Here is a 23,839-nt window from a genome sequence, read left to right on the forward strand (position 1 = left end):
ATGCAAGTAAAAATATTTTAGATAGAAAATATGATAAAGAAATAAAGATGTTTACAAGTTATAAGAAAGTTAAGGAAATACTAGAAAGTAGAATTGCTGATATAAAGTAAAAAGATAGGTTAAAAGTATATTTTATTTAATCACGAATATATTTTGTATTTATCCAACTGTTGATAAATAGAGGGTATATTTTATCGGTGACGGGGGTTAGATAAAATACTTTAAATAAATAAAAAATACGGTTGTGGGATAATCGAGATAAAAATTTTTATCGAGATAACTGGCTCAACCAAGACTTAAAACTATCAAAAGATAGAATAAGAGCGAAATATCTAAAATGAGTACATTTGTATATATTTTTAGAACCAGAGAGAAGAGCAGAGAAAGGTAGATTCAGCGATTGAGTTTAAGGCTAATAATATAGCGATTACTGTTACTAAGATTTGTGTTGTGTTGTTTTTCGGTGGGATTTATCTTCTTAGAGGAACTACTTGGATTACAGAGGCGCTTATGGGATATGGTATGGTTGCGATGGTTGTTTTTGATGTGATGATTTTCTCTGAGTTTTTTGCAAAGATTTATTATATAAGAAAAAGGAATAGATAAAAATATGCTGCTGTAAGTTATTACAGCAGCTTTTTATTTAAAAATATGTATAATTATTCTGGAAATCCTAATGAAAAAATTATTTTTTTAAAATATTTATCTGGAATTTTACACTTTAAATTTATAATTTTTTCCTCTATTTCACTAAATAATTTTGTATATTGTTCGTGAGATAAGAAAAATTGCATAGATAATATGCTATTATAAACAGACTGACGATTATCAGCTTTTTTTATATTATATTTAATATGTAAATCTTCATAGAAAGGTAAGTCATTACTACATTTAAATCCTAAAAGGATGTTATTATGAGCTGTAATATTTCTAAGTTCTCTTATATTCCAAATAGCATTTTGAATAAGCTTTGATGATACAGGTTTAATATTTTTTTTAGATAAATTATCTTTAATAAAATTAGATAAATCAGCTGCTACACTATTTCTAATTTTATCATTTAAATATTTATAAAAGTAAATAATATCCCCAAATGATAAATAATCAACTAATATCCAAAATGGGACTGAGTTATGTGTTTTTATATAATGCTTTATAGAATTATACTTTTTATCATTCTCATTTTTTAAAATAATTTTAGATAGTTTGTATGCCATATCAGTCGCTTGAACAATATATTTACTATTATAAGTTTTTACATCTAAATAAGAGTACAAATCATCTTTAAAAAAATTACAGTAATTATAAGAAAGAATAGATTTAAAGTGTCTTTCAATTTCCATAATAGCTTTAAATATTATTGCTTTAATTTCTTTATCAAAAAGATGAACCTCCATTATATCTTCAAAATAAACATCATCATAATATAAATTACAATCTTTATCCATAAAAAATTTACTGTAGAAATTAATAACATTGTAGTAATTGTAATTAAGTAAATAAGATTTAGCTCTTTCTAAATTTTTAAAATTTAAATTTCTATTTCTTAAGATTTCTATTTGTTCGTCAATGCTTTTAAATGGTTTCATTTTTTATTCTCCTCAAAAAACAAAATACCGCAAGTATTATATAAATAAACTTGCGGTATCTGCACACATAGAGTCTTCTTTCGATCGAACATCTACATGCTATCCTCTAAATATATTTTATAATACTTAATTATAAATGTCAAAATTAATTTTGAAGTTTATATAAAATAATCAACTTTATTATATATCTCTAATATAAAAAAGTAAATATATACAAGAGGTTATTTTTAATTTAGTTATTAAAGTATAGTTATTTATTCTTCATTAACCAACATAGAGTCTGCGTACTTTTCTGCAGCTTTTTCACTGTCAAATGTATCAAGTCTTACAAGTACACAAGTATTGTTTTTATCTATTTCTGAAGTGAAGTCTTTGTAGTCGCCGTTTTTATGGTCAATAGACTCCATTGCGTTGTTGTATGAGTAAGTAAGCGCTGATAGGACATATGAGCCACCTGGAACAAGTTTTACATTGTATTCTTCACCTACATCTTCTGCGCCAAATGATGGCATAACTGCGTTTGGAGCTTTTTCATCTTTGTTTAATAAGCTTATGTCAAATTTAGTACGAGTAGAAGTTGATGATAGGTTTAGTGTACAATTTTTCCAATCATCAGAAATGTCGTAAATCATAGTGAAAGATTCTTTATTGTTTTCGTCAGCAGATCCACCAAACATAACCACATTGTTTTCTACCATAGAGCCATTTTTCCAAACTTCATAAGAAAGTACAGTTCCCTTAACATCTTCTGGGTAGTTTACATCCACTACAAATGGATATTCCCCTGATAAAGCTGCAATCTGTTTTTCTCTTTCTGTCAATGTTACTGGAGTTACATCAGATGCTTTTCCAGCTTGAGAGCAACCTGTTGCTAGAAGAGATACTGCTAAAATTGATGCTAAAACAAGATTTTTTTTCATAATAATTCTCCTTTCGAGAAATCTTTTTAAATAATAGAAATCTTACATCCTATTTATTTTGTTTAGTATATTATACTATGAAAAGGATATTCACAAAAGAATTAATATCAAAAGATACAAAATTGTAATATAAGAAATAATTTATCAAGTTCTCTAAAATAATAAAAAAAGAAGTTACCATAATATAATTACGATAACTTCTATAAATATAATAATATCTAATTACAAAATACTAAACAGTAGCACGTTCGCATTTAGCCTCGTCAAATTCTCTCATTTTTTCAATCATTGATTCTCTAATTTCTTCTCCAAGCTCTACAGTTTTGTATCTAGGGTTTTCTATGTGTTTATAAACTGGATCTAAAAATTCAACTTCAACATCTTTAGAGTTGATTTTTCCAACTGGCTGATATCCTTCATAAGTACCCTTAGAATTTTTTATAACCATTGGGACAATAGGGCATTTTGCTTTGTAAGCGATTTTTAATGCACCAGATCTAAAGTCTGATATATATGCATTGTCGTCTTTAACCCAAGTTAAATCACCTTCTGGGAAGATAGCCATAGAGTGATTATTTTTTATATTGTCAGCAGCCTGGTTTATAGCCTTCATTCCTTCACGATTGTTTTTTCTGTTGATAAATACACACTTAACAAGCTCAATCCACTTGCTTGCGATAGGAATTTTTCTCCAAACTGGCTCATCTGCAATTACGCAGCCTATACCCCTATCAACGCTGTCTACTAAAATGTAGCTATCAAGCATACTAGAATGGTTGATTACGAAAAGAACTGGCTCTTTTGGAATTCTCTCCCTGCCGATTACATTTACATTGATATTTACTTTTTTTAATGACTTAGCAGCAATCTTTTTTAGAAATGCAAACTTCTCATCTAAAGTGTATTTATCTGGATTTTTTCTAAACTTATTTAGGTGCGGAATTGATGAGATAAATCCAAAAATCTGCAGTATCCGGAATTTTATATAGTTAAACAAGAACAAAACATCTCCTTACGTTCTAAATTTTTGCAAAGAATATTTTAGCATAAAACGAAATTAAAGTCTATAAACTGAAAGTGTAAATAATTATAAAAAATGAAATAAATTTGTTATAATAAAAATATAAATTAAGAGTACAATTGAAGGATTAAAGGAGGGGTAAATGGAAATTACGTTAAAGACATTTATAATTATCTGTCCATTTTTGTTTTTGGCAGGTTTGATAGATGCAATTGGTGGTGGAGGTGGACTGATTTCTCTTCCTGCGTATTTAATTGCGGGACTTCCACCACATACAGCAATTGCAACGAACAAGATGTCCTCTACATTTGGGACTACACTTGCTACTTTGCGATTTATTAAAAATAAATTGGTAAACTTCAAATTGGCGATACCAGCAGTTATTGCAGCAATTATTGGTTCATCAATTGGAGCACATATTTCTTTGCTTGTAGATGATAAAGTGATGATATACGTTTTAGTTTTGGTTTTACCAATATCTGCATTTTTTGTGCTTAATAAAAAAACATTCCACGATTATGGTTCTGATGAGATTGTTTTGGATAAACGCACATATGTAACCGCATGTGTAGCAGCGTTTTTCATAGGGATATATGATGGATTTTATGGACCAGGAACGGGAACATTTTTAATAATAGCGTTTACTGTATTTGCAAAAATGAGTGTAAAAACATCAAATGCACAGGCGAAAGTGATAAACCTTACAACAAATATTACCGCACTTATTATCTTTATTTTGAACGGGCAAGTAATGTTTATGATTGGGATAGTAGCTGCAATATGCAACATGGTAGGAGGCTATATAGGTGCTGGGCTTGTAATGAAAAATGGTGCGAGAATTGTAAAACCGAGTATATTATTTGCATTATTCTTGCTTGTACTAAAAGTAACTGGGATTATATAAATTAAAAAACAAAAAAATAAGATATTAACCTGAATTTCAATAAATGGTTTAATATCTTATTTTTTTGTGCTCAAAACTGCAATTTCACAAAATAAAGTTAAAAAAACAAGGTGTCATTTTTCCAAAGAAAAAGTGAAATGTCACTTGAAAGAAGACAGATGAATCCTTCTAATGATAGATTGTCTTTAGAAAGATTGTAAAAAAGTTAGGAGGAAGAATTCTATGAAAACGATGATAGAAAATGATTTTGTATTTAGAGCAGGTCCAAAGATGGCAGCTGTTTTAGGTATTAATGAGGCTCTTGTTTTGGGTATGGTTGACTATTGGATAAATAAAAACAAAGAAAACGGTATAAATTACAAAAATGGTAGATACTGGACTTTTAATACATTAAAGAAATGGCGTGAGAGATACTTCTATTTTTGGAGTGAAAGGACAGTTCAGAGGATTTTTGAGTCATTAGAAGATAAAGGACTTTTAATAGTAGGTAATTTTAACAAAGTGGGATTTGACAGAACGAAATGGTACAGTATTGATTACGATAGATTTGACGAACTTGTTGCTGAAAAAAGTGATTTGATTAATAAATATGAGATGAAAGAAGTAGAGGAAGAGTTGGAGATTGATATGACAAATTGTCCAGATGCAACTTGCCAAGTTGACGAGATGCAAAACGACAGACTGTCATCTTGCAATACGACAACTTGTCATAATGCAAATAGACAGATTGACTATAACAATACCAATAACAACACAACTAAAACAACATTTATTACACAACAACCAGGACAGAGGGTGGTTGCCATAGAAACAAAAGGTATGTTAAAAGAGTTTTTAGGATATTCGTATACAGATAGTTATGCTAGTAGGATTATTAATATTTTGATGAGCAAGGAAAAAGGTTGTGATTATTTGCGTGAAAAGATTGAGCTGGCTAAAAATAGGAATGTAGATAATAAGTGTGCGTTCTTGATGGCAGCGTTACAATCTGATTATAAGAGCGTCAATGGTAGCACCCAAAGAGATAATTATGGTACAAGAAAAAATAGGAACAAGTTTATCAATTTTGAGCAGACGGTGTACAAGTATAGCAAAGAGGAATTAGATGAGATGATCAGGAGAAAAAATCGGTTTTAGATGTTTTATTTTTAAAATTTAATAAAAATTTGCGATGGTGCTTTTTTTATACGGTGTTATGTGGTAGAATAAAAGAAATTAGAACCATATTGGAATGTAAATCCTTTATTATTCTATTAATTTGATTAGATCCATATTGGAATAGAAATTGGCTGTTGCATATTTTGTAACAGTCTTTTTTATATTTCATACAAAGTTATTTTTTAATAATATTAGTAATAACTTAAGATAGAGATAAATATAGAAAAAGAGCAATATTGATGTATCGCTCTTTTTCTCATAAATTTTATTGAAATAATTGATTTTTATTTTCTAATGTCTTTGTGCTCTAATTGAATTTTTTTATTATCTATTTCAAAATATAGTTCACAATCTAAAAAATCAGATATTTTTATTAAATCTTCGGCTGAAAAGCTACTTCTATTCAGCTTATTTTGCATAGATTGAGGAGACATCCCAAAGTATTCAGCCAACTCAATATTCTTTTTATCTTTAATAGAAAGTAGAGTTTTAACTTTATCAGTAACTGACATACTAAACACCTCTTTCTATACCATATTCATATATGGCATCACTAGGTAAATCTATATAGTCATTCCAGAAAACACAGGTACGACTAGAATCTAGTTGAACTTGTTTAAATAAGCCAGGTATATTTTTCAAATCACTATAGCTTGGAATTTCATTTATATCATCTTCAACATTATAGATAACCTCTTTGTCATCATCAAAAACTACATGAAGTTTATAGTTTTCAAGAGGCTCTAAACTCTTTATCCTTATAATCATATGTTTTAATATTAATTTCTCCTACATATTCACCATATATTGCATGTATATGGCTTGGTTCATGTTCTTTAGGTTTAAAGAACATTTTAATTACTATACCATAAAATCTCGTAATTTCAGGCAATTACTTCACATCCATTCTACAAGTATATATTAACATACTCAAAACGTTTATCAATATAAATATACATTTAATTCGATATTATATTTAACAAAAATAACTCGATTATTAAGAAAAAAGATTAAAAAGATATCAAAATATAACATAATTAACTGAAATATATCTTGACTTGAGTTGTTATTTAACGTTCCCTTAACAATTACTTAACTTTTTCTTAATTCTTTTAAATTTGTAATTTGTTATTATAAATATGTTGCTTGGTGAGGGAACCAAAAGAAAACAAAAATAATAATATATAATCTATTTTCAAGGAGGAAGAAATGCAGACAGCAATCACTTTATTAGGCGGCTTAGGAATGTTCCTATACGGTATGACAGTAATGGGAGAGGGGCTTCAGAAAGCTGCAGGAAGCAAACTTAAAAAAATAATAGAAATGCTTACAAGTAACGTAGTAATGGGTGTACTTGTAGGGACAGTAGTAACAGGAATCATACAGAGTTCAAGTGCAACTACAGTTATGGTAGTTGGTTTCGTTAATGCAGGGATAATGTCATTATCTCAGGCAATAGGTGTTATAATGGGTGCCAACATAGGTACAACTGTAACAGCTCAGTTAGTTTCATTTAGCTTAGAGGACGTAGCTCCAATAGCTTTAGGTATCGGTATTATATTCTACATGTTTACATCTAAAGAAAAAACAAAACAGGTAGCAGAAATACTTATCGGTTTTGGTCTTTTATTTACAGGTATGGAATTCATGAAAGAAGCTGTTGAACCATTATCAGAGTTAGCAAGCTTCAGAAATGCTTTATTATTCTTAAGTAAAAATCCATTACTTGGAATATTAGCAGGGTTCGCAATAACAGGTATAGTTCAGAGTTCTTCAGCGTCAATGGGTATGCTGATAGCACTTGCATCACAGGGACTAGTTCCAATAACAGCAGCACTACCTATACTTTATGGGGATAACATAGGTACTTGTGTAACTTCACTTATATCAAGTTTAGGTGCTAGTAGAAATGCAAAAAGAGCAGCGGTAATGCACTTGTCATTCAACGTAATAGGTACATTATTATTCATGTTAATACTTAACAAACCAATAGTCGCAGTTGTTCAGTATCTAGATCCAGCTAACACAGCTAGACAGATAGCAAATGCACATACATTATTCAACCTTATAAACGTTATAATACTATTACCTTTCTCTAAATACATAGTTAAATTAGCAGAAAGATTAGTTCCAATTAAAGAAGAAGAAATAGAATTAGCTACAGCTAATACTACTAAATACATAGACGAAAGAATGTTTGAAACTCCTTCAATAGCTCTTGGAAACACAGTTCAGGAAGTTGTAAGAATGGGTGAAAAAGCTAGAAAATCATTCACTTATGCGATGGAAGGTCTTATAACTAGAGATTCAAAAGCTATAGACAAGGCATTCAACTACGAAAAAACAGTAAATACACTACATAAGAGTATATTAGACTATTTATTAAAACTATCTAACACTAACATAAATAGTGACGAGAGAATTAAAGCCGATTTATTATTCCATGTAGTAAACGACTTAGAAAGAATTTCAGATCACGCTGAAAACATAGCAGAGATAGATAGATTAGCAGTAGATGGAGAAACTAAATTCTCTGATATAGCTAAGAATGAAATAAATGAAATATCAGATTTACTATTAAAGAATATAAATTCAGCGATAGAGTATATAGATACTAAAAATCACGATTTATATGACGAGATAGAAAAAACTGAGGAAGAAGTTAATATGTTAGTTAAACAGTACAGAAATGAACATATGAAGAGACTTAGTAACGGGGTTTGTACTGTAGACTCAGGAATATTATTCCTAGACTTATTAACTAACTTCGAAAGAATTTCTGACCACTGCTCAAATATAGCAGAGAAATTCAATTCATTAAAATAATTTGGAGATAAATATTAGGTAAGAGTTAGGTAAGAAAAAATAGATTATATAAAAACGGAATAGATTTAGAGATATATGAAGGGACTGTTGCAATATTTTGTAGCAGTCTTTTTTTAGTATGATTGTTTAAAAATAAATTTAAAAATTTAATGACTTTAATGAAAAACTGTACTACAATATATATGTAAAGTAAAAAAATAATAAAAATGAATTACTTTAAAAGTAACACAATGGAGGAATGAAAAATGTCAAATTGTAGTAATTGCCCATCAAAAGGGTCATGTAATAATAAGGAACACTGTTCAATAGAAAATAACCCACAGAATCATATAGGTAAAATAATAGGTATAATGAGTGGTAAAGGGGGAGTTGGTAAGTCTACTATAACTGCTCTTACTGCTAATCAGTTAGCAAAACAGGGATATTCAGTAGGTATATTAGATGCTGATATAACTGGACCAAGTATACCAAGACTTATGGGAGTTAAAGATGCTAAAGCTTTAAGCGATGGAGAAAGTATATTCCCAGTTGTTAATGGTAACGGAATAAAAGTTATGTCTATAAATCTTATGATGGACGATGAAAATGAACCAGTTATCTGGAGAGGTCCAATATTAGGTGGAGTTGTTAAACAGTTCTACACAGACGTTATATGGGGAGATTTAGATTATCTATTAATAGATATGCCTCCAGGAACAGGTGATGTAGCTTTAACAGTTATGCAGAATATACCAATAAACGGAACTGTTATGGTTTCTGTACCTCAGGATCTTGTATCTATGATAGTTTCAAAAGCTGTTAATATGGCTAAGAAAATGGATATACCTGTATATGGTGTTGTTGAAAATATGAGCTATATAGAATGTCCAGACTGTGGTAAAAAGATAAAATTATTCGAAGGTGAAGGAACAGAAGGATTCCTTGAAGGTTTAGGATTAGATTTATTAGCTGAGTTACCAATGAGCAAAGAAGTTATAGATATAACTCACAATGGTGTAAACGAAACTAGTGAAAAAATAGAAAAAATAATAGATGGAGTAGTATCTAAAATAAAATAATTTTGAAATAATGGCTGTTACAATTGCTTTGTAGCAGCCTATTTTACATCCAACCACAATTATTTGCTCTCCAGGCTTCAGCGCCCCACCCATTTATGTAACACATTTCAATGATGTGGGGCGCTTGCAGAATTGTCGATGCAAATTAATTTGTGGTCGTATGCAAAATTATCGGCTGCTAAAAATACAATTGTAATCAGCATTATTGGTAAAATTGTTTTAATTTTGGAATAGGAAGAAGTCGGATATGTTTGTAAAATGCATAGATAAGAGTAATTTGTGGCTTTGGTAAAAGTCCACAATCAGCCACATTTTAAATTATTAAATTTATTTTATTTTGGTGGCATGTGAAAAATGGTAGTATGCAAAATTTTCGGCTGCTAAAAATGCAATTGTAAGCAGCATTGTTTGTAAAATTGTTTTAATTTTAGAATTGGATGAAGTTGGAAAAATTGAAGAAAGTGAGGTTTTAGTTATGGATTGTCATCATATTCCTAAGATTGAGTTACATTGTCATTTGGATGGTAGTGTTAGACCAAAGACTATTATAGATTTAGCTAAGAAGGATGGGATTGAGCTTCCTTCTTATGATTTAGAGGAGATAGAGAAGCTTTCTATTGCTCCAATGGAGTGTAGTTCTCTTGATGAGTATTTGAAGAGGTTTGATCTTCCACTGGCTGTTATGCAGAGTGGGGAGAATATAGGGAAGATTGTGTTTGAGCTTATGGAGGACGCACTTTTTGAGAATGTGAAGTATATGGAGATTAGATTTGCGCCGGTGCTACATACTAAAAATGGTATGAGCCAGAAAGAGGTTATTCAGAGTGCGATAAACGGGATTAAGAGAGCTGAGATGTTCTTTAATATAGAAGCGACTTTAATTCTTTGTTGTATGAAGCATATTAGTGAAGAAGATGCGATAGAAACTATAGAAGCTGGGAAAGAATTTATCGGTAAAGGTGTGTCTGCTGTGGATTTAGCTGGTGGAGAGGAAGAAGGATTTGCTGATAAGTTTGTGAATGCTATGAAACTTGCGAAAGAATACGGATATCATATAACTGTTCATGCAGGTGAAGCAGCTTCTGCACAGAATGTTATCGACTCTATTGAGAAGCTTGGTGCTGAGAGAATTGGACATGGTGTTAGGATAGAGAATAATGAGGAAGCGTATAATTTAGTGAAGGAAAAAGGTGTGATGCTTGAGCTTTGTCCGACAAGTAATGTTCAGACTAAGGCTGTAGATTCTATAAAAAATCATCCAATTAGAAGATTTTTAGACGATGGAATTAAGATTTCTGTGAATACAGATAATAGAACTGTTTCTAATACATCTATGTCAGATGAGTTTGAGGTTTGCAGAGATGTGTTTGATTTTGGTGAGGAAGAGTTTAGAAAGGTTTACGCTGATTCTGTTAATGCATTGTTTGTGGATGATAAGAAGAAGGAAAAATTATTGAGAGTATTAAATCAGTAATAATGTGTCAAACTTATAATATTAATAAAAAAATTATTTATATACAATAAAATTACTTTTGTAAATGTTATCATTGTAAAAATTATTCTCAGATGCTATAATCTATTTTGTATTAAATAAAATGAAATGGAGAGAAAAAATGGGTAATGTATCGAGAATGTCTGGATCAGCTTGGCACGTCGATGTGTTAAAGTCTAAAGATAAAAGAAGGGATAAAAGAAAGTGCAAATTCTATGATAGAGAAAATAAAATTTGTAAATATGAATATTCTGGGAAATTTATGCTACCATGCACTTCATCAATGAGATGTGTAGGTTATTCTGAAGGAAAAAGTAACCACAATAAAAAAACAAAGATGGAAATAGTTAAAGAAAAGACATCAAATACGACTTATGTAAATGTAGAAAATGCAGAAAAAAATTTCAAACCTATAGAAAAAAAGAAATCTGTAAAAGGAATTGCACTTATTGGCGATAATGTTGAAATAGAGTCTTTAGATGGTAAAATAAAGAAAACTTTTAGACTTTTAGACAAAGATAAAAATGGAAAGTACAATGATATAACAAATGCGTGTAAAGAAAAGCATCTAAATGATGTTATAAAATATAAAAATAAAGAGTATAGAATTATAAAAATTGAACGAATAAAAAAATAATAATTGTTAATATAAGTAGAAAGCATAGACTTTATTAAATTAAAAAGGTGGCATAGTCGTAAAAAATCGGCTATGCCATTTTTTTGGAAAAATTTCTTATAATTAAGAAGATAAAATTTATGTTCTATAAAAAATGATAAATAATATAGTAAAATTAATTTCTGTATGCTATGATTAAGCTATATAATAATTAAAATAAATAAATTGATAAAATTATTATGTCTTATTTAAGTGAATAAAAGATTTTGTGAAACCCAATATATATTCTTATTAACTTAAATAATAATATACTAATATCGGAAAGGAAGATTAAAAAATGGCAATTGATAATAAAAAAGAACAGGAACGTGATGAGCTTCATCGTGCTATCTGGGCAATCGCTGATGAATTACGTGGTGCAGTAGATGGTTGGGATTTTAAAAATTATGTGCTTGGCACGATGTTTTATAGATATATTTCTGAAAATATAACAAACTATATTAATGAAGGAGAAAGAGAAGCAGGCGATACAGATTTTGACTATGCTTGCTTATCAGATGATGACGCTGAAGAAGCGAGAGAAGGTCTTATTGAGGAAAAAGGATTTTTCATTCTTCCGTCTGAGCTATTTTGTAATGTAAGAGCAAAAGCAAAAGATGATGATAATCTTAATGAAACGCTTGAAAGGGTATTTCGTCATATAGAAGAATCTGCAAAAGGTAGCGAATCAGAATCAGATTTTGCTGGTCTTTTTGATGACTTTGATGTTAATAATAATAAACTTGGCTCAACTGTCGCAAAGAGAAACGAAAAGCTTTGCAAACTTCTTGATGGTATAGCTGATATGAATCTTGGTTATGTTAAGAATCACGATATAGATGCTTTTGGTGATGCTTATGAGTATCTTATGACAATGTATGCGTCAAATGCAGGTAAATCCGGTGGAGAGTTCTTTACTCCTGCTGATGTATCAGAGCTTCTTACAAGACTTGGTACTGTTGGAAAAACTGAAATTAATAAGGTATATGATCCAGCATGTGGTTCAGGTTCGCTACTTTTAAAAGCGGAAAAGTTGCTTGGGAAGGATAAAATTCGCAATGGATTCTACGGGCAAGAGATAAATATTACAACTTATAACTTATGTAGAATTAACATGTTTTTACATGATATAGGTTTTGATAAATTTAATATAGCTTGTGAGGATACACTTACAGCACCTGCTCATTGGGATGATGAACCTTTTGAATTAATTGTTTCAAATCCACCTTATTCTATAAAATGGGCTGGTAATGATAATCCATTACTTATAAATGATCCACGTTTTGCACCTGCAGGAGTACTTGCACCAAAGAGTAAAGCAGACTTAGCATTTATAATGCACAGTCTTTCTTGGCTTGCACCAAATGGAACTGCTGCAATCGTATGTTTCCCAGGAATTATGTATCGTGGTGGTGCAGAACAGAAAATACGTAAATACTTAATTGACAATAACTTTGTAGACTGTATTATACAGTTACCTTCTAATCTATTCTTTGGTACTTCTATTGCAACTTGTATCATGGTACTTAAGAAAAATAAATCAGATAATAGAACGTTATTTATTGATGCAACTAATGAATTTGTTAAGGCAACAAATAACAATCATATGACGCAAGAAAATATGGATAAGATTGTGGACTGTTTTGCAAATCGTAATGAGGTTAAACATTTCTCGCATCTTGCTACATATGATGAAGTTGAAGAAAATAATTATAATCTTTCTGTATCTACTTATGTTGAAGCAGAAGATACAAGAGAAAAGATTGATATTGTAAAACTTAATGCGGAAATTAAAGAGATTGTTGCTCGTGAGGAAGCATTAAGAAAAGCAATCGATGAAATTATTGCAGAAATCGAGGTGCAGTAAATGAGTAAATTAGAAGAATTGATACAGGAATTGTGTCCTAATGGTGTTGATAAGTTTGAACTTCAGCAATTATTTATTACAAGGAATGGATATACGCCATCTAAATCAAAAAGTGAGTTTTGGGAAAATGGAACAATTCCTTGGTTTAGGATGGAAGATATAAGGGAAAATGGCAATATATTATCCGATTCACTTCAGCATGTAAATGCTTGTGCAGTAAAGGGAAAATTGTTTCCAAAAAATTCGATTATAGTAGCAACATCAGCAACTGTTGGAGAGCATGCACTTATAACGGTACCTTCACTTGCAAATCAGAGGTTTACGTGCCTAATGATAAGGCCTGAGTATCGGGATATGTTTGAGCCTAAATTTTTGTTTTATTATTGCTATAAACTTGATGAATATTGTTTGCAAAATTTGAAAAAATCAAGTTTTGCATCGGTTGATATGAATAAATTTTCAAAGTTTAAGTTTTCTGTACCTCCTTTGGAGGTACAACGTGAAATAGTCCGTATCTTGGACTCTTTCACGTTACTTACAGCCGAGCTTACAGCCGAGCTTACAGCTCGTAAGAAACAATATGAATATTATAGAGATAGTTTATTAGAACCACCTAAACATGATACAGAAAAAGTTTTTCTATCAGATATAGTTAATATTAAAAATGGCAAAGATTACAAACATTTAGGTGAAGGTAAATATCCTGTATATGGATCAGGTGGAATAATGACATATGTAAATGAATATGTTTATGATAAGCCTTCTGTATTGATTCCTAGAAAAGGTTCATTGAACAATCTTTTTTATGTAGATACTCCATTTTGGAATGTAGACACAGTATTTTACACAGAAATAAATGATAAAAAAATTATTCCTAAATATTTGTATTATTTACTTCAGAAAGAGCATCTAGAATCATTAAATACAGCTGGTGGTGTTCCTAGTTTAACTCAGACTGTTTTGAATAAAGTTAAATTAATAATACCATCATTATCAAGACAACAGAAAATTATTGAGTGTCTTGACAATTTTGATGCTATCTGTTCTGACCTTAATATCGGTTTACCAGCTGAAATTGAAGCAAGACAAAAACAGTACGAATATTATCGTGATTTACTATTGACATTTGCTGAAACTGGTAAGATAATCGCAACAGACAGACAGACAGACAGACAGACAGACAGACAGACAGACAGACAGACAGACAGACAGACAGACAGACAGACAGACAGACAGACAGACAGACAGGCAGACAGAAATAGTTAAGCTTATTCAGTATGTATTTGGATATTGTCCTGTTAAGTTGGATGATATTGCAACGATTATACGTGGTGGTAATTTACAGAAAAAGGACTTTGTAGAAAATGGAAGACCTTGTATTCATTATGGTCAGATTTACACACACTTTGGTGTTTCTTCGAATAAAACATTAACTTTTGTTAATGATGAAGTATTTGAAAAATCAAAAACCGCAAAAACAGGTGATATTGTTATGGCAGTTACTAGTGAGAATATTGAAGATGTATGTTCTTGTACTGCATGGCTTGGAGATGAAGAAATTGCAGTTAGTGGGCATACTGCAATTATCAAACATAATCAGAATGCAAAATATATGTCATACTTCTTCCATTCAAATTCATTCTTTGTGCAGAAGAAAAAATTAGCACATGGTACAAAGGTAATTGAAGTAACACCAAGCAAATTGGGTGGTATTGAAATTATGCTACCTACTATAGAAGAACAAGAAAGAATTGTATCTATACTTGATAGATTTGATTCATTATGCAATGACATCACGTCAGGAATACCTGCTGAAATTGAAGCAAGACAAAAACAATATGAATATTATAGAGATAAATTACTAACTTTTGAATAAATAAGTAAAGGAGGCGGATACTGTGCCATATTTTAATATTGTTGCACAGACAACAGAAAATACAGTAGTTACAGAATATGAGCCAGTAAAAACACGCTCTGGCAATTATCAGTCTGAAGCAGCCTTAGAAAAAGAATTTATTCGTATGCTTACAGAGCAAGGATACGAATATCTAAAAATACATAACGAAAAAGATTTAATAGCTAACCTTCGTGATCAACTTGAAAAATTAAACAACTATAATTTCTCTGAAACCGAGTGGGATAGATTTTTCAAAAATTCAATTTCAAATCAGAACGAAGGAATAGTAGAAAAGACTAGAAAAATTCAGGAAGATAATGTTCAGGTTTTAAAACGTGATGATGGTAGTACAAAAAATATCACACTTATAGATAAGAAGAATATACATAATAACTTTTTACAGGTTATCAATCAATATGTAATTGGAACTGCAGAAGGTGCTAGGCATGATAACCGTTATGATGTTACTATTCTTGTGAATGGTTTACCTCTTGTTCATGTGGAATTAAAACGTAGAGGTGTAGCTATTCGTGAAGCATTTAATCAGATTAATAGATATCAGCGTGATTCATTCTGGGCAGGAAGTGGACTTTTTGAATATATACAGATTTTTGTTATCTCAAATGGAACTAATACAAAGTATTATTCTAACAGTACACGTTTCAATGCAATTAAAGATTCTAATTCTTCTTCTAGTGCCAAGAAAGGTAAGACAAGCAATAGCTTTGAATTTACTTCATTTTGGGCAGACGCAAACAACTGTGTAATTTCTGATTTGATTGACTTTACAAGAACATTTTTTGCAAAACATACGTTATTAAATATTATCACTAAGTATTGTATTTTCACATCTGAAAAAATACTTATGGTAATGCGTCCATATCAGATTACTGCTACTGAACGTATTTTGAATCGTATTGAAATTGCAAACAACTACAAAAAATATGGTGATGTTGCTGGTGGTGGCTATATTTGGCATACAACAGGTTCGGGGAAGACACTTACATCATTTAAAACTGCAAGACAGGCATCATTATTACCATATATAGATAAGGTACTATTTGTAGTTGACCGTAAAGACTTAGATTACCAAACAATGAAAGAATATGACCGTTTTGAAAAGGGTGCAGCAAATAGCAACACTTCTACTGCAATTCTTAAAAAGCAATTAGAGGATAGTAATGCTAAAATTATTATCACAACGATTCAGAAACTTGCAACATTCATTAAGAAAAATAAAGAACACGAAGTTTATGATAAGCACGTAGTTATAATATTTGATGAGTGTCACAGAAGCCAGTTTGGTGATATGCATGCTGCTATTGTAAAGAGTTTTAAGAAATATCATCTTTTTGGATTTACAGGAACACCTATATTCCCAGCTAATACAGGAAGTATTCGTAAGGCACAGTTCTTTACAACTGAGCAGACTTTTGGCGACCAACTTCATACATATACAATTGTTGATGCTATTAATGATAAAAATGTGCTTCCTTTTAGAGTTGATTATGTAAAGACTATGGATATGAGTGATGACATTGATGATGAGCAGGTTTGGGATATAGCTCGTGAAAAAGCTATGATGGCGCCAGAAAGAATTAAACTTGTTACTGAATATATCCTTAATAATTTTGATAGGAAGACTTATCGTGGTGACAAGACTTACATATATAACACACTAACAAATATTTCAGAAGTTGCTTCTGGTAAAAAAGGTGCTGTAGAGGAAATTAAGCAGAAACAAAGAGTAAGTGGGTTTAACTCTATTTTTGCTGTTGCATCTGTACCAATGGCAAAATTATATTATCAAGAATTCAAGAAACAAATGGAAGCAGATCCTACAAAGAAACTGCGCATAGCTACTATATTTAGTTATGGTGCAAATGAAGATGAGAATGAAGGTACGAGTGGGATTTTAGGTGAGGAAAACTCAGAAGATACATCTGCACTTGACCAGTCTTCAAGAGATTTCCTTGAATCAGCTATTCAAGATTATAATGAGATGTTCCATACAAATTATTCTACAGATGGAGATAAGTTCCAGAATTATTATAAAGATGTTTCTCTTCGTATGAAGAATAAGGAATTAGACTTGCTTATTGTTGTAAATATGTTCTTAACAGGATTTGATGCTACAACATTGAATACATTATGGGTGGATAAGAATTTGAAGATGCATGGACTGATTCAAGCGTTTTCAAGAACAAACAGAATACTTAATTCTATTAAAACTTTTGGGAATATAGTATGCTTTAGAAATCTACGGAAACAAGTCGATACTGCTATTTCTCTTTTTGGTGATAAGAATGCAGGCGGTATTGTCTTGATGAAGGGATTCAATGATTATTACTATGGATATGAAGATGTTGATGGAAAGAAATACCCTGGATATGTAGAGATGATGGATAAGCTTATGTCAAAATTCCCACTTTCAGATCCACAAATTATAGGCGAGCAAAATCAAAAAGATTTCATTTCTCTTTTTGGAGCAATCCTTCGTATGAGAAACCTTTTATCTGCATTTGATGAGTTTGCAGATAAAGAGATGATTACAGAACGTGATTTACAGGATTATCTTGGAAGATATCAAGATTTAAGAGATGAGTTTGTTCCAGGAGGAAAAAGAGGAGAAAGTACGGATATTATTGATGATATTGTTTTTGAGGTTGAACTTATTAAACAAATAGAAATCAATATTGATTATATACTTATGCTTGTTAAAAAGTATCATGATAGTCATTGTGAAGATAAGGAAATACTTGTTACAATAAATAGTGCTATTAATGCTAGTCATGAATTACGTAGCAAAAAATCACTTATTGAAAATTTTATTTCAAAAATTAACGATGTTGAAGATGTTATGACTGAATGGAATGATTATGTAGTTGAGAAACGTGAAGAAGAGCTTAATCAGATTATTAAAGAAGAAAAGTTAAAAGATGTAGAAACAAGAAAGTTTATTGAAAATGCATTTCGTGACGGGGAAGTAAAAACCACAGGAACAGATATTGATAAACTTATGCCTCCTGTTTCTCGTTTTGGTGGTGGAAAAAGAGCTAATAAAAAACAAGGTATTATCGATAAGTTTAAACTATTTTTCGATAAATTCTTTGGTATTGGAGGAGCATTTACTGCGGAAAAGACAAATAATATAAATGATATAGATATTATTTCTGAACAATATGCATCAATGGCTGCAGAAGAATCTGCAACATATAATGTAAATAATAAATAGAAAACAACCACATTGGAGTAGATGAATACTCTAATGTGGTTATTTTTTTGTTAAATTTACTTTGAAGATTATGTGAACTAAAAATCAAATTAAGACTCTTATAAATAGAGTATAATGAATGTAAAGGTGGTGTCATATATGAAAAAGAAATTTTTTAAGAATCTATTCGAAAAAGAAAATAATCTTCAAATGTACAGTATAAATGAATTCAACGTTTTTAGAGATATAATTTCGTTTTCTAAGGTAGAAGTCTACAAGGAAATGAGATTAATCCTAAGTGATATAGATAAAAATATAGATAGACAGATGGCTGAAACTGTTGAGAAATACCATATTGTTATGAGCCTTAAAGCTCAGACCGAAGAAATCAGCTCACATTTAACAGGGGCAGAGGAAGAAATAGATGTTGTAATAAGGGATTCTAAGGAAGCGAATATAATAGCTAGATATTCAGAAAAGATGTTGTACAAGCTTTTAGAAATTGGATTTGCGTCTTCTGATCGGGAATTAGAGAGAAAGGCAATGACAGTTACATATTCAAAACGGGTTATGATGAAATTGGATAACATAGCTCAAAAGGATCCATCTTTTCTAGACGAATATTACAGAGATGATATTGAGGAATGTAGAGAAGAAGGAGAATTTAAAGATATGGAAGAAGCTGAAGAGGTTAAATTTGAGAGATTTAACGACATTGCAGATTCTGATGTAGAAAATTCTAAGATTGAGGATTCTCACATAGAAACAACAGAGATAGAAGAAGCGAATGTGGAAGAAATAAAGGAAGATTTAGAAGAGATAATCGATGAGATAGAAGGAAGTTGTGGTGCAGCTGATAATGCAGATGATTCAGATGATGTAGAGTTCACAGGGGAATTAAAGATAAACATCTATGGAGAAGATGATGATTCTGTATCAGATAAAAACAATACATCTGGAGTAGATGAAGGAGGAATCGACATGATCGATGAAAAATATTCTAAAGAAGCATATGATTTATTTGTAAAAGGTGATGACCATGAAGTCGGTGAAGAAAAGAAAAATCTTGGCGAAGAAGAGTACGATGTCATAATAAGAGAGTCTACAGATATGACTTTAAGGGACAATAAGGATAAGGAAAAAGTTGGTGAAGAAGCTTACGAAGAACTTATCAAAGGAAGAAAAATAAAAGAAGTAGAAGAAGACGAATACTAAAATAAAGCAAGATAAAAGCTGTTACATTTTTTTGTGATGGCTTTTTTTCTTATAAATTTTATAATAATTTCTAGAAAAATTATTAATTATATTGTAACGACTTTGAGTATCTTCTTTAATATGGTATTATTTAATTATGAAGCTTTCAAGAGAGAGGGGTTACACAAATGAGAAGTACAATGTTTACGATTAAAGGAATTAGAGAAATTTCTAGCGATCCAAATGTCGCACACACTCAGGCGGTTTTATTATATAAATTAGGAAAAACAGAAGCTGCTATAAAAAAATACGAAGAGGCTGCTAGTGAAGGTAATGTAAAATCTCAGTATGCACTAGGAACTATTTTTGAAGATATGGGCGAATTAGAGGAAGCTGAAAGATGGTACAAAATAGCCTACAAAAGCGGTAAAGATGAAGCAGCTTTAGATATAGGTAATATAAAATTCTCAGAAGAGGATTATCAGTATGCACTTTATTGGTACGATAAAGCAGTTGAAATCGGGCTTTTAGCTGCACGGAACAATATGGGTGTTACTTATTATGTATTAAAAAATTATGACAAAGCAGAGGCAATTCTTTTAGACGCTGTAGAACACGACTACGGAAAGGCTTGCTACAACTTAGGTGTGCTTTATAATATGCTTGGCAGAGAAGAGGAAGCATTTGAAATATTTAAAAAGGGAAGCAGATGCGATGACCACGATTGTATGTACAATCTAGCTGTTTTCTATACTCAGATGGGTGAAAGAAAAGAAGCGATAAACTTATACAAACAGCTTTACAAAGTTGGATACAATGAAGCTTGCTTTAATTTAGGTATGCTTATGGAAATGGAAGGAAACCTTGACGAGGCTGAAAGATACTACAAAAAAAGTGCCGACAATGGAGATATGAAATCTCAGTACAGATTGGCTTACATATACGATAGAGAAGAAGATTTAGACGACGCTATAGAATACTATGAAAGAGCTATATCACAGGAACACGTTATGTCTAAATTCAGACTTGCGAATCTATTTAACAAAGAAGGAAATATCGTCGACGCAAAAGAATTATACGAAGAAGCTAGTGAAGCTGGTATAATTGAAGCTACTAACAACCTTGGTGGAATTTGCTTTGAACAGAGAGAATACGCTAGAGCAGTTGAGCTTTTCAAAGATGCTATTGATATGAAATGCAGACCAGCTATAGAAAATCTAGGAGATTTATATATGGAAACTGGTGCTATTGACAGTGCAATAAGCTATTTTGAAAAACTTCCAGGTAAACTTTCTTGTCAGATAAAATTAGCAAAGATTTACGACGATAGAGAAGATATAGAAGGATCAATCACTTGGTACAAAAAGGCTGCAGAAAATGGAGATATTCCATCAGCTTATAGATTAGCTTGTATATATGAAGATTTAGGAAATATAAGAGGCTCTATAAAATATTTTGAACAGGCAGCTGCAGCAAATCATCTAAATGCTATGGTTCATTTAGGTAGAATTTACTATTATGAAGGTATGTACGATGAGTCTAAGAATAGATTCAGAGTGCCTGCTCAGGAAGGAAATACATACTGTCAGCATATGATGGGGGTTATTTCTGATATTTCTGATGAAAATATAGAGGAAGCTACTAGATGGTACGAAAAAGCTAAGTTAAATAATTGTATAGAGTCTGTTGAAAATTTAGGACGGCTTTATTATAAACGGAATGATTTTAATAGAGCTGGAGAGTATTATAAAGAAGGTGTTGAGAGAGGAAGCAGAAAATGTGCTTATATGCTTGGATGCCTTTATTATAAGAAGAGTAATTTAATATTTGAAAAGCTTGCTAAGAAGGAATTTGAAAATGCTCCTGAAATATTAGGCGATATGAAGGGGATAGATATTGCTGTTAGCGATGTGCAGCTTCCAGCATTTGAATTATGTCCTGTTGAGGTTGTTGAAGAACCAGAATATGTTCCGGGATATATAATAAATATAAAAGAAGACTTAGAAGGAATGCTTGAAGGATTTAGGGACGATATGGTATTCGATGACGAAAACTAAATAAATTTATTGAAAAGATAGTAAAATGAGAAGGACAATATTATAACTACTATCCGCTCCAGGCTTCGACGTGTGTGTATGTAATAGATTTTGTTGTAATTAAAATACACGTCTGCAGATTGTCGCCGGAGTAGTAGTTATAAATATTGTCCTTATTTTGTTATCTTTTAATAAGTTTTATTTAGTTTTTCGTTTTGGTGATAGAGAAGTTTATAAAATGTTAGAAGCCAAGAGGATTATGAAATAATTAATCTTCTTGGCTTTTTATTATTCTTTAATAAGATTTATTTTATATTTTATTACTAAAATTGCATTAAATAAAAATTATTTGACTATATTAAATATAGATAGATTTTTGATTTTTTAGTTATAGCTCAATTTAAAAAATAAAATTTATAGAGGTAAAACTTATGAAGAATGATATTATTATTTTTAGGAATGGTGAATTAGAGTTAGAAGTAACCATTAGTGAAGATAGAGAAACAGTTTGGCTTTCAGCCAACCAAATGTCGGCATTGTTTGATAGAGATGAAAAAACAATTCGTAAGCATATCAATAATGTATTTAAAGAGAAAGAAGTAAATAAAGAAAACAACACGCAAAAAATGCGTGTTGATGGTGTAAAACAGCCTGTTTTATTTTATTCACTTGATGTTATTATTTCTGTTGGATATCGTGTTAAATTCAATCAAAAATAATAGCTTCCACTTTGGAATTGGATGAGCAAGAAGTATTAAATGTAATTGAAGCTTATGCTGATGCACTATCGCTATTAGATGACTATGATCATCAGTGTGTATGTAAACCTAAAGGTAATGATACCATTTATTATTTATCGTATGTTGAATGTCGCAAGTTGATTGATAAAATGGGGTTTGAATCAGATATATTCGGTATTGAAAATGAGAAAGGAAAGTTGGAAGGAATTTTATTATCGGTGTATCAAAATGTATTCTATAAAGAGATATACCCCAGTATAGAAGAAAAAGCTGCTAATTTGTTGTATTTTTTAATAAAAGATCATCCTTTTATAGATGGGTGTAAAAGGATAGGAGCAACTATTTTTCTTGAATTTTTAAATAAAAATCAACGTCTTATTATAAATGGTAAACAGATTATTTCTAATAGTGCTCTTGTTTCTATAACACTTATGATAGCAGAGTCTAAACCAAAAGAAAAAGAGCTAATGATAAACCTTATCATGAACTTTTTAGATTAAAGTTTTATTGTACAAGAGAATTGAATTTAGCGAAAGAGTGGTCTGTAACAGCAAATGAATCTGGTATTGTAAATAAGTATTCTATTGATATTTCAGATTTAAAGATTTTAAATCTTCAATATTTAGGTGTTATTGATTGGCTAGTAATTTTGATGAATCATAGAGTTGTTAAATTTTATAATATAGTAAGTGAAACTAGACGGAAACGATTTTTAGAAAAGAGGAGTGGTATTTATGGATTATTATTCACAGCCATTAAATCATCCATATCCTACATTACACACCGCTTCAGAAGATAGAGCTTGTGAAACTATAGATGAATGGTTTGAAAATGGCAAGAAATGCATGTAGATTCAATAAAATTAAATATTTTGATAAAAATGGGATATTACATAAATAAATGTTAATGTAATATCCCATTTTTATTTACCTTTTCAGTAGAATTTCTTAAATTCGATATATCATATCACCCATATTCCATATTCTCATGATTGCAAAAAGTTGATCGTTTCCATCTTGAAAAATATATCCCTGAAATGTTGTGTCATATCCACAATATCCCTCTGTGATGATTTCAAATTCTGCATTAGGGTATTGTTCTTTAAATTCATCAAAAGACAATTCTTTGCCAGAAAAAGATTTTACTCCATCATAGCTATAAGACCAGCTATTAAAAGTCAATAGCTGTAATAAAAAAATAATAATATTTTAAATTAAAAATAAAAATTTGCATCACAAAAAAGCCTAACGGCTAGTTAAAATTTAAAA

At 30.7% G+C, this 23,839-nt stretch carries 20 protein-coding genes and 1 pseudogene; 15 read left to right on the top strand and 6 right to left on the bottom strand.

The features are described 5' to 3' along the window. Positions 1-659: 659 nt before the first annotated feature. The 3 genes from ACK2WN_RS10005 to ACK2WN_RS10015 form a co-directional block, all read right to left on the bottom strand. On the bottom strand, positions 660-1,589 hold the full coding sequence (locus ACK2WN_RS10005; protein WP_329998147.1) for an Abi family protein: 930 nt from the start codon (positions 1,587-1,589) through the stop codon (positions 660-662). Between the two features lie 254 nt (positions 1,590-1,843). Beyond that, positions 1,844-2,509, bottom strand: coding sequence for a hypothetical protein (locus ACK2WN_RS10010; protein WP_416155481.1), 666 nt, complete (start codon positions 2,507-2,509; stop codon positions 1,844-1,846). Between the two features lie 232 nt (positions 2,510-2,741). Beyond that, complete coding sequence (locus ACK2WN_RS10015; protein ID WP_329998143.1) at positions 2,742-3,506, bottom strand: lysophospholipid acyltransferase family protein; 765 nt, start codon at positions 3,504-3,506, stop codon at positions 2,742-2,744. Between the two features lie 166 nt (positions 3,507-3,672). Here ACK2WN_RS10015 and ACK2WN_RS10020 point away from each other — a divergent pair, with 166 nt between their 5' ends. Continuing rightward, entirely contained in the window at positions 3,673-4,434 is a 762-nt protein-coding gene (locus tag ACK2WN_RS10020) for a TSUP family transporter (RefSeq protein WP_201415918.1), read from the top strand. Between the two features lie 222 nt (positions 4,435-4,656). After that, the gene (locus ACK2WN_RS10025) at positions 4,657-5,571 is read left to right on the top strand and encodes a hypothetical protein (protein WP_416155482.1); all 915 of its coding nucleotides are present in this window, start codon (positions 4,657-4,659) and stop codon (positions 5,569-5,571) included. Positions 5,572-5,876: 305 nt separating this feature from the next. Here ACK2WN_RS10025 and ACK2WN_RS10030 read toward each other — a convergent pair whose 3' ends face one another. The 3 genes from ACK2WN_RS10030 to ACK2WN_RS10040 are packed head-to-tail and all read right to left on the bottom strand — an operon-like array spanning position 5,877 to position 6,484. Next, the gene (locus ACK2WN_RS10030) at positions 5,877-6,104 is read right to left on the bottom strand and encodes a helix-turn-helix domain-containing protein (RefSeq protein WP_300531675.1); all 228 of its coding nucleotides are present in this window, start codon (positions 6,102-6,104) and stop codon (positions 5,877-5,879) included. A 1-nt stretch (position 6,105) separates the two neighbouring features. Continuing rightward, entirely contained in the window at positions 6,106-6,360 is a 255-nt protein-coding gene (locus ACK2WN_RS10035) for a DUF2442 domain-containing protein (RefSeq protein WP_300531678.1), read from the bottom strand. Beyond that, the gene (locus ACK2WN_RS10040; protein WP_334305463.1) at positions 6,326-6,484 is read right to left on the bottom strand and encodes a DUF4160 domain-containing protein; all 159 of its coding nucleotides are present in this window, start codon (positions 6,482-6,484) and stop codon (positions 6,326-6,328) included. The genes ACK2WN_RS10035 and ACK2WN_RS10040 overlap by 35 nt, the downstream gene beginning before the upstream one ends. Before the next feature lie 317 nt (positions 6,485-6,801). On the opposite strand from ACK2WN_RS10040, the gene ACK2WN_RS10045 reads away from it, so the two are divergent. The 13 genes and pseudogenes from ACK2WN_RS10045 to ACK2WN_RS10105 form a co-directional block, all read left to right on the top strand. Then, entirely contained in the window at positions 6,802-8,418 is a 1,617-nt protein-coding gene (locus ACK2WN_RS10045) for a Na/Pi cotransporter family protein (protein WP_300531680.1), read from the top strand. 245 nt (positions 8,419-8,663) lie between these two features. Next, positions 8,664-9,476, top strand: coding sequence for an Mrp/NBP35 family ATP-binding protein (locus ACK2WN_RS10050; RefSeq protein ID WP_300531684.1), 813 nt, complete (start codon positions 8,664-8,666; stop codon positions 9,474-9,476). Positions 9,477-9,951: 475 nt separating this feature from the next. Then, complete coding sequence (gene add, locus ACK2WN_RS10055; protein ID WP_416155483.1) at positions 9,952-10,950, top strand: adenosine deaminase; 999 nt, start codon at positions 9,952-9,954, stop codon at positions 10,948-10,950. A gap of 139 nt (positions 10,951-11,089) precedes the next feature. Then, a complete protein-coding gene (locus ACK2WN_RS10060; RefSeq protein WP_416155484.1) occupies positions 11,090-11,605 on the top strand; it encodes a hypothetical protein in 516 nt (171 codons plus the stop codon). Between the two features lie 316 nt (positions 11,606-11,921). Continuing rightward, a complete protein-coding gene (locus tag ACK2WN_RS10065; RefSeq protein WP_300531732.1) occupies positions 11,922-13,490 on the top strand; it encodes a type I restriction-modification system subunit M in 1,569 nt (522 codons plus the stop codon). Then, positions 13,491-14,756 (top strand): restriction endonuclease subunit S, encoded by a 1,266-nt coding sequence (locus ACK2WN_RS10070; protein WP_416155485.1) that lies wholly within the window; start codon positions 13,491-13,493, stop codon positions 14,754-14,756. Positions 14,757-14,793: 37 nt separating this feature from the next. Beyond that, positions 14,794-15,366, top strand: coding sequence for a restriction endonuclease subunit S (locus tag ACK2WN_RS10075; protein ID WP_416155486.1), 573 nt, complete (start codon positions 14,794-14,796; stop codon positions 15,364-15,366). 22 nt (positions 15,367-15,388) lie between these two features. Further along, positions 15,389-18,622, top strand: a complete 3,234-nt coding sequence (locus ACK2WN_RS10080; protein WP_416155487.1) for a type I restriction endonuclease subunit R — start codon at positions 15,389-15,391, stop codon at positions 18,620-18,622. A 138-nt stretch (positions 18,623-18,760) separates the two neighbouring features. Then, the gene (locus tag ACK2WN_RS10085) at positions 18,761-19,816 is read left to right on the top strand and encodes a hypothetical protein (RefSeq protein ID WP_416155488.1); all 1,056 of its coding nucleotides are present in this window, start codon (positions 18,761-18,763) and stop codon (positions 19,814-19,816) included. 167 nt (positions 19,817-19,983) lie between these two features. Continuing rightward, complete coding sequence (locus ACK2WN_RS10090) at positions 19,984-21,852, top strand: tetratricopeptide repeat protein (RefSeq protein WP_416155489.1); 1,869 nt, start codon at positions 19,984-19,986, stop codon at positions 21,850-21,852. Between the two features lie 410 nt (positions 21,853-22,262). Then, on the top strand, positions 22,263-22,550 hold the full coding sequence (locus ACK2WN_RS10095; RefSeq protein WP_329998872.1) for a hypothetical protein: 288 nt from the start codon (positions 22,263-22,265) through the stop codon (positions 22,548-22,550). Between the two features lie 11 nt (positions 22,551-22,561). Continuing rightward, positions 22,562-23,071: a type II toxin-antitoxin system death-on-curing family toxin gene (locus ACK2WN_RS10100; RefSeq protein WP_416155490.1), complete on the top strand. Its 510-nt coding sequence runs from the start codon at positions 22,562-22,564 to the stop codon at positions 23,069-23,071. Between the two features lie 20 nt (positions 23,072-23,091). Beyond that, positions 23,092-23,193: pseudogene (locus ACK2WN_RS10105) on the top strand (hypothetical protein); the annotation flags it as partial. Positions 23,194-23,839 lie beyond the last annotated feature (646 nt).

Origin of the sequence: Peptacetobacter sp. AB800 (assembly GCF_047807365.1) — a bacterium.
GTDB lineage: Bacteria > Bacillota > Clostridia > Peptostreptococcales > Peptostreptococcaceae > Peptacetobacter.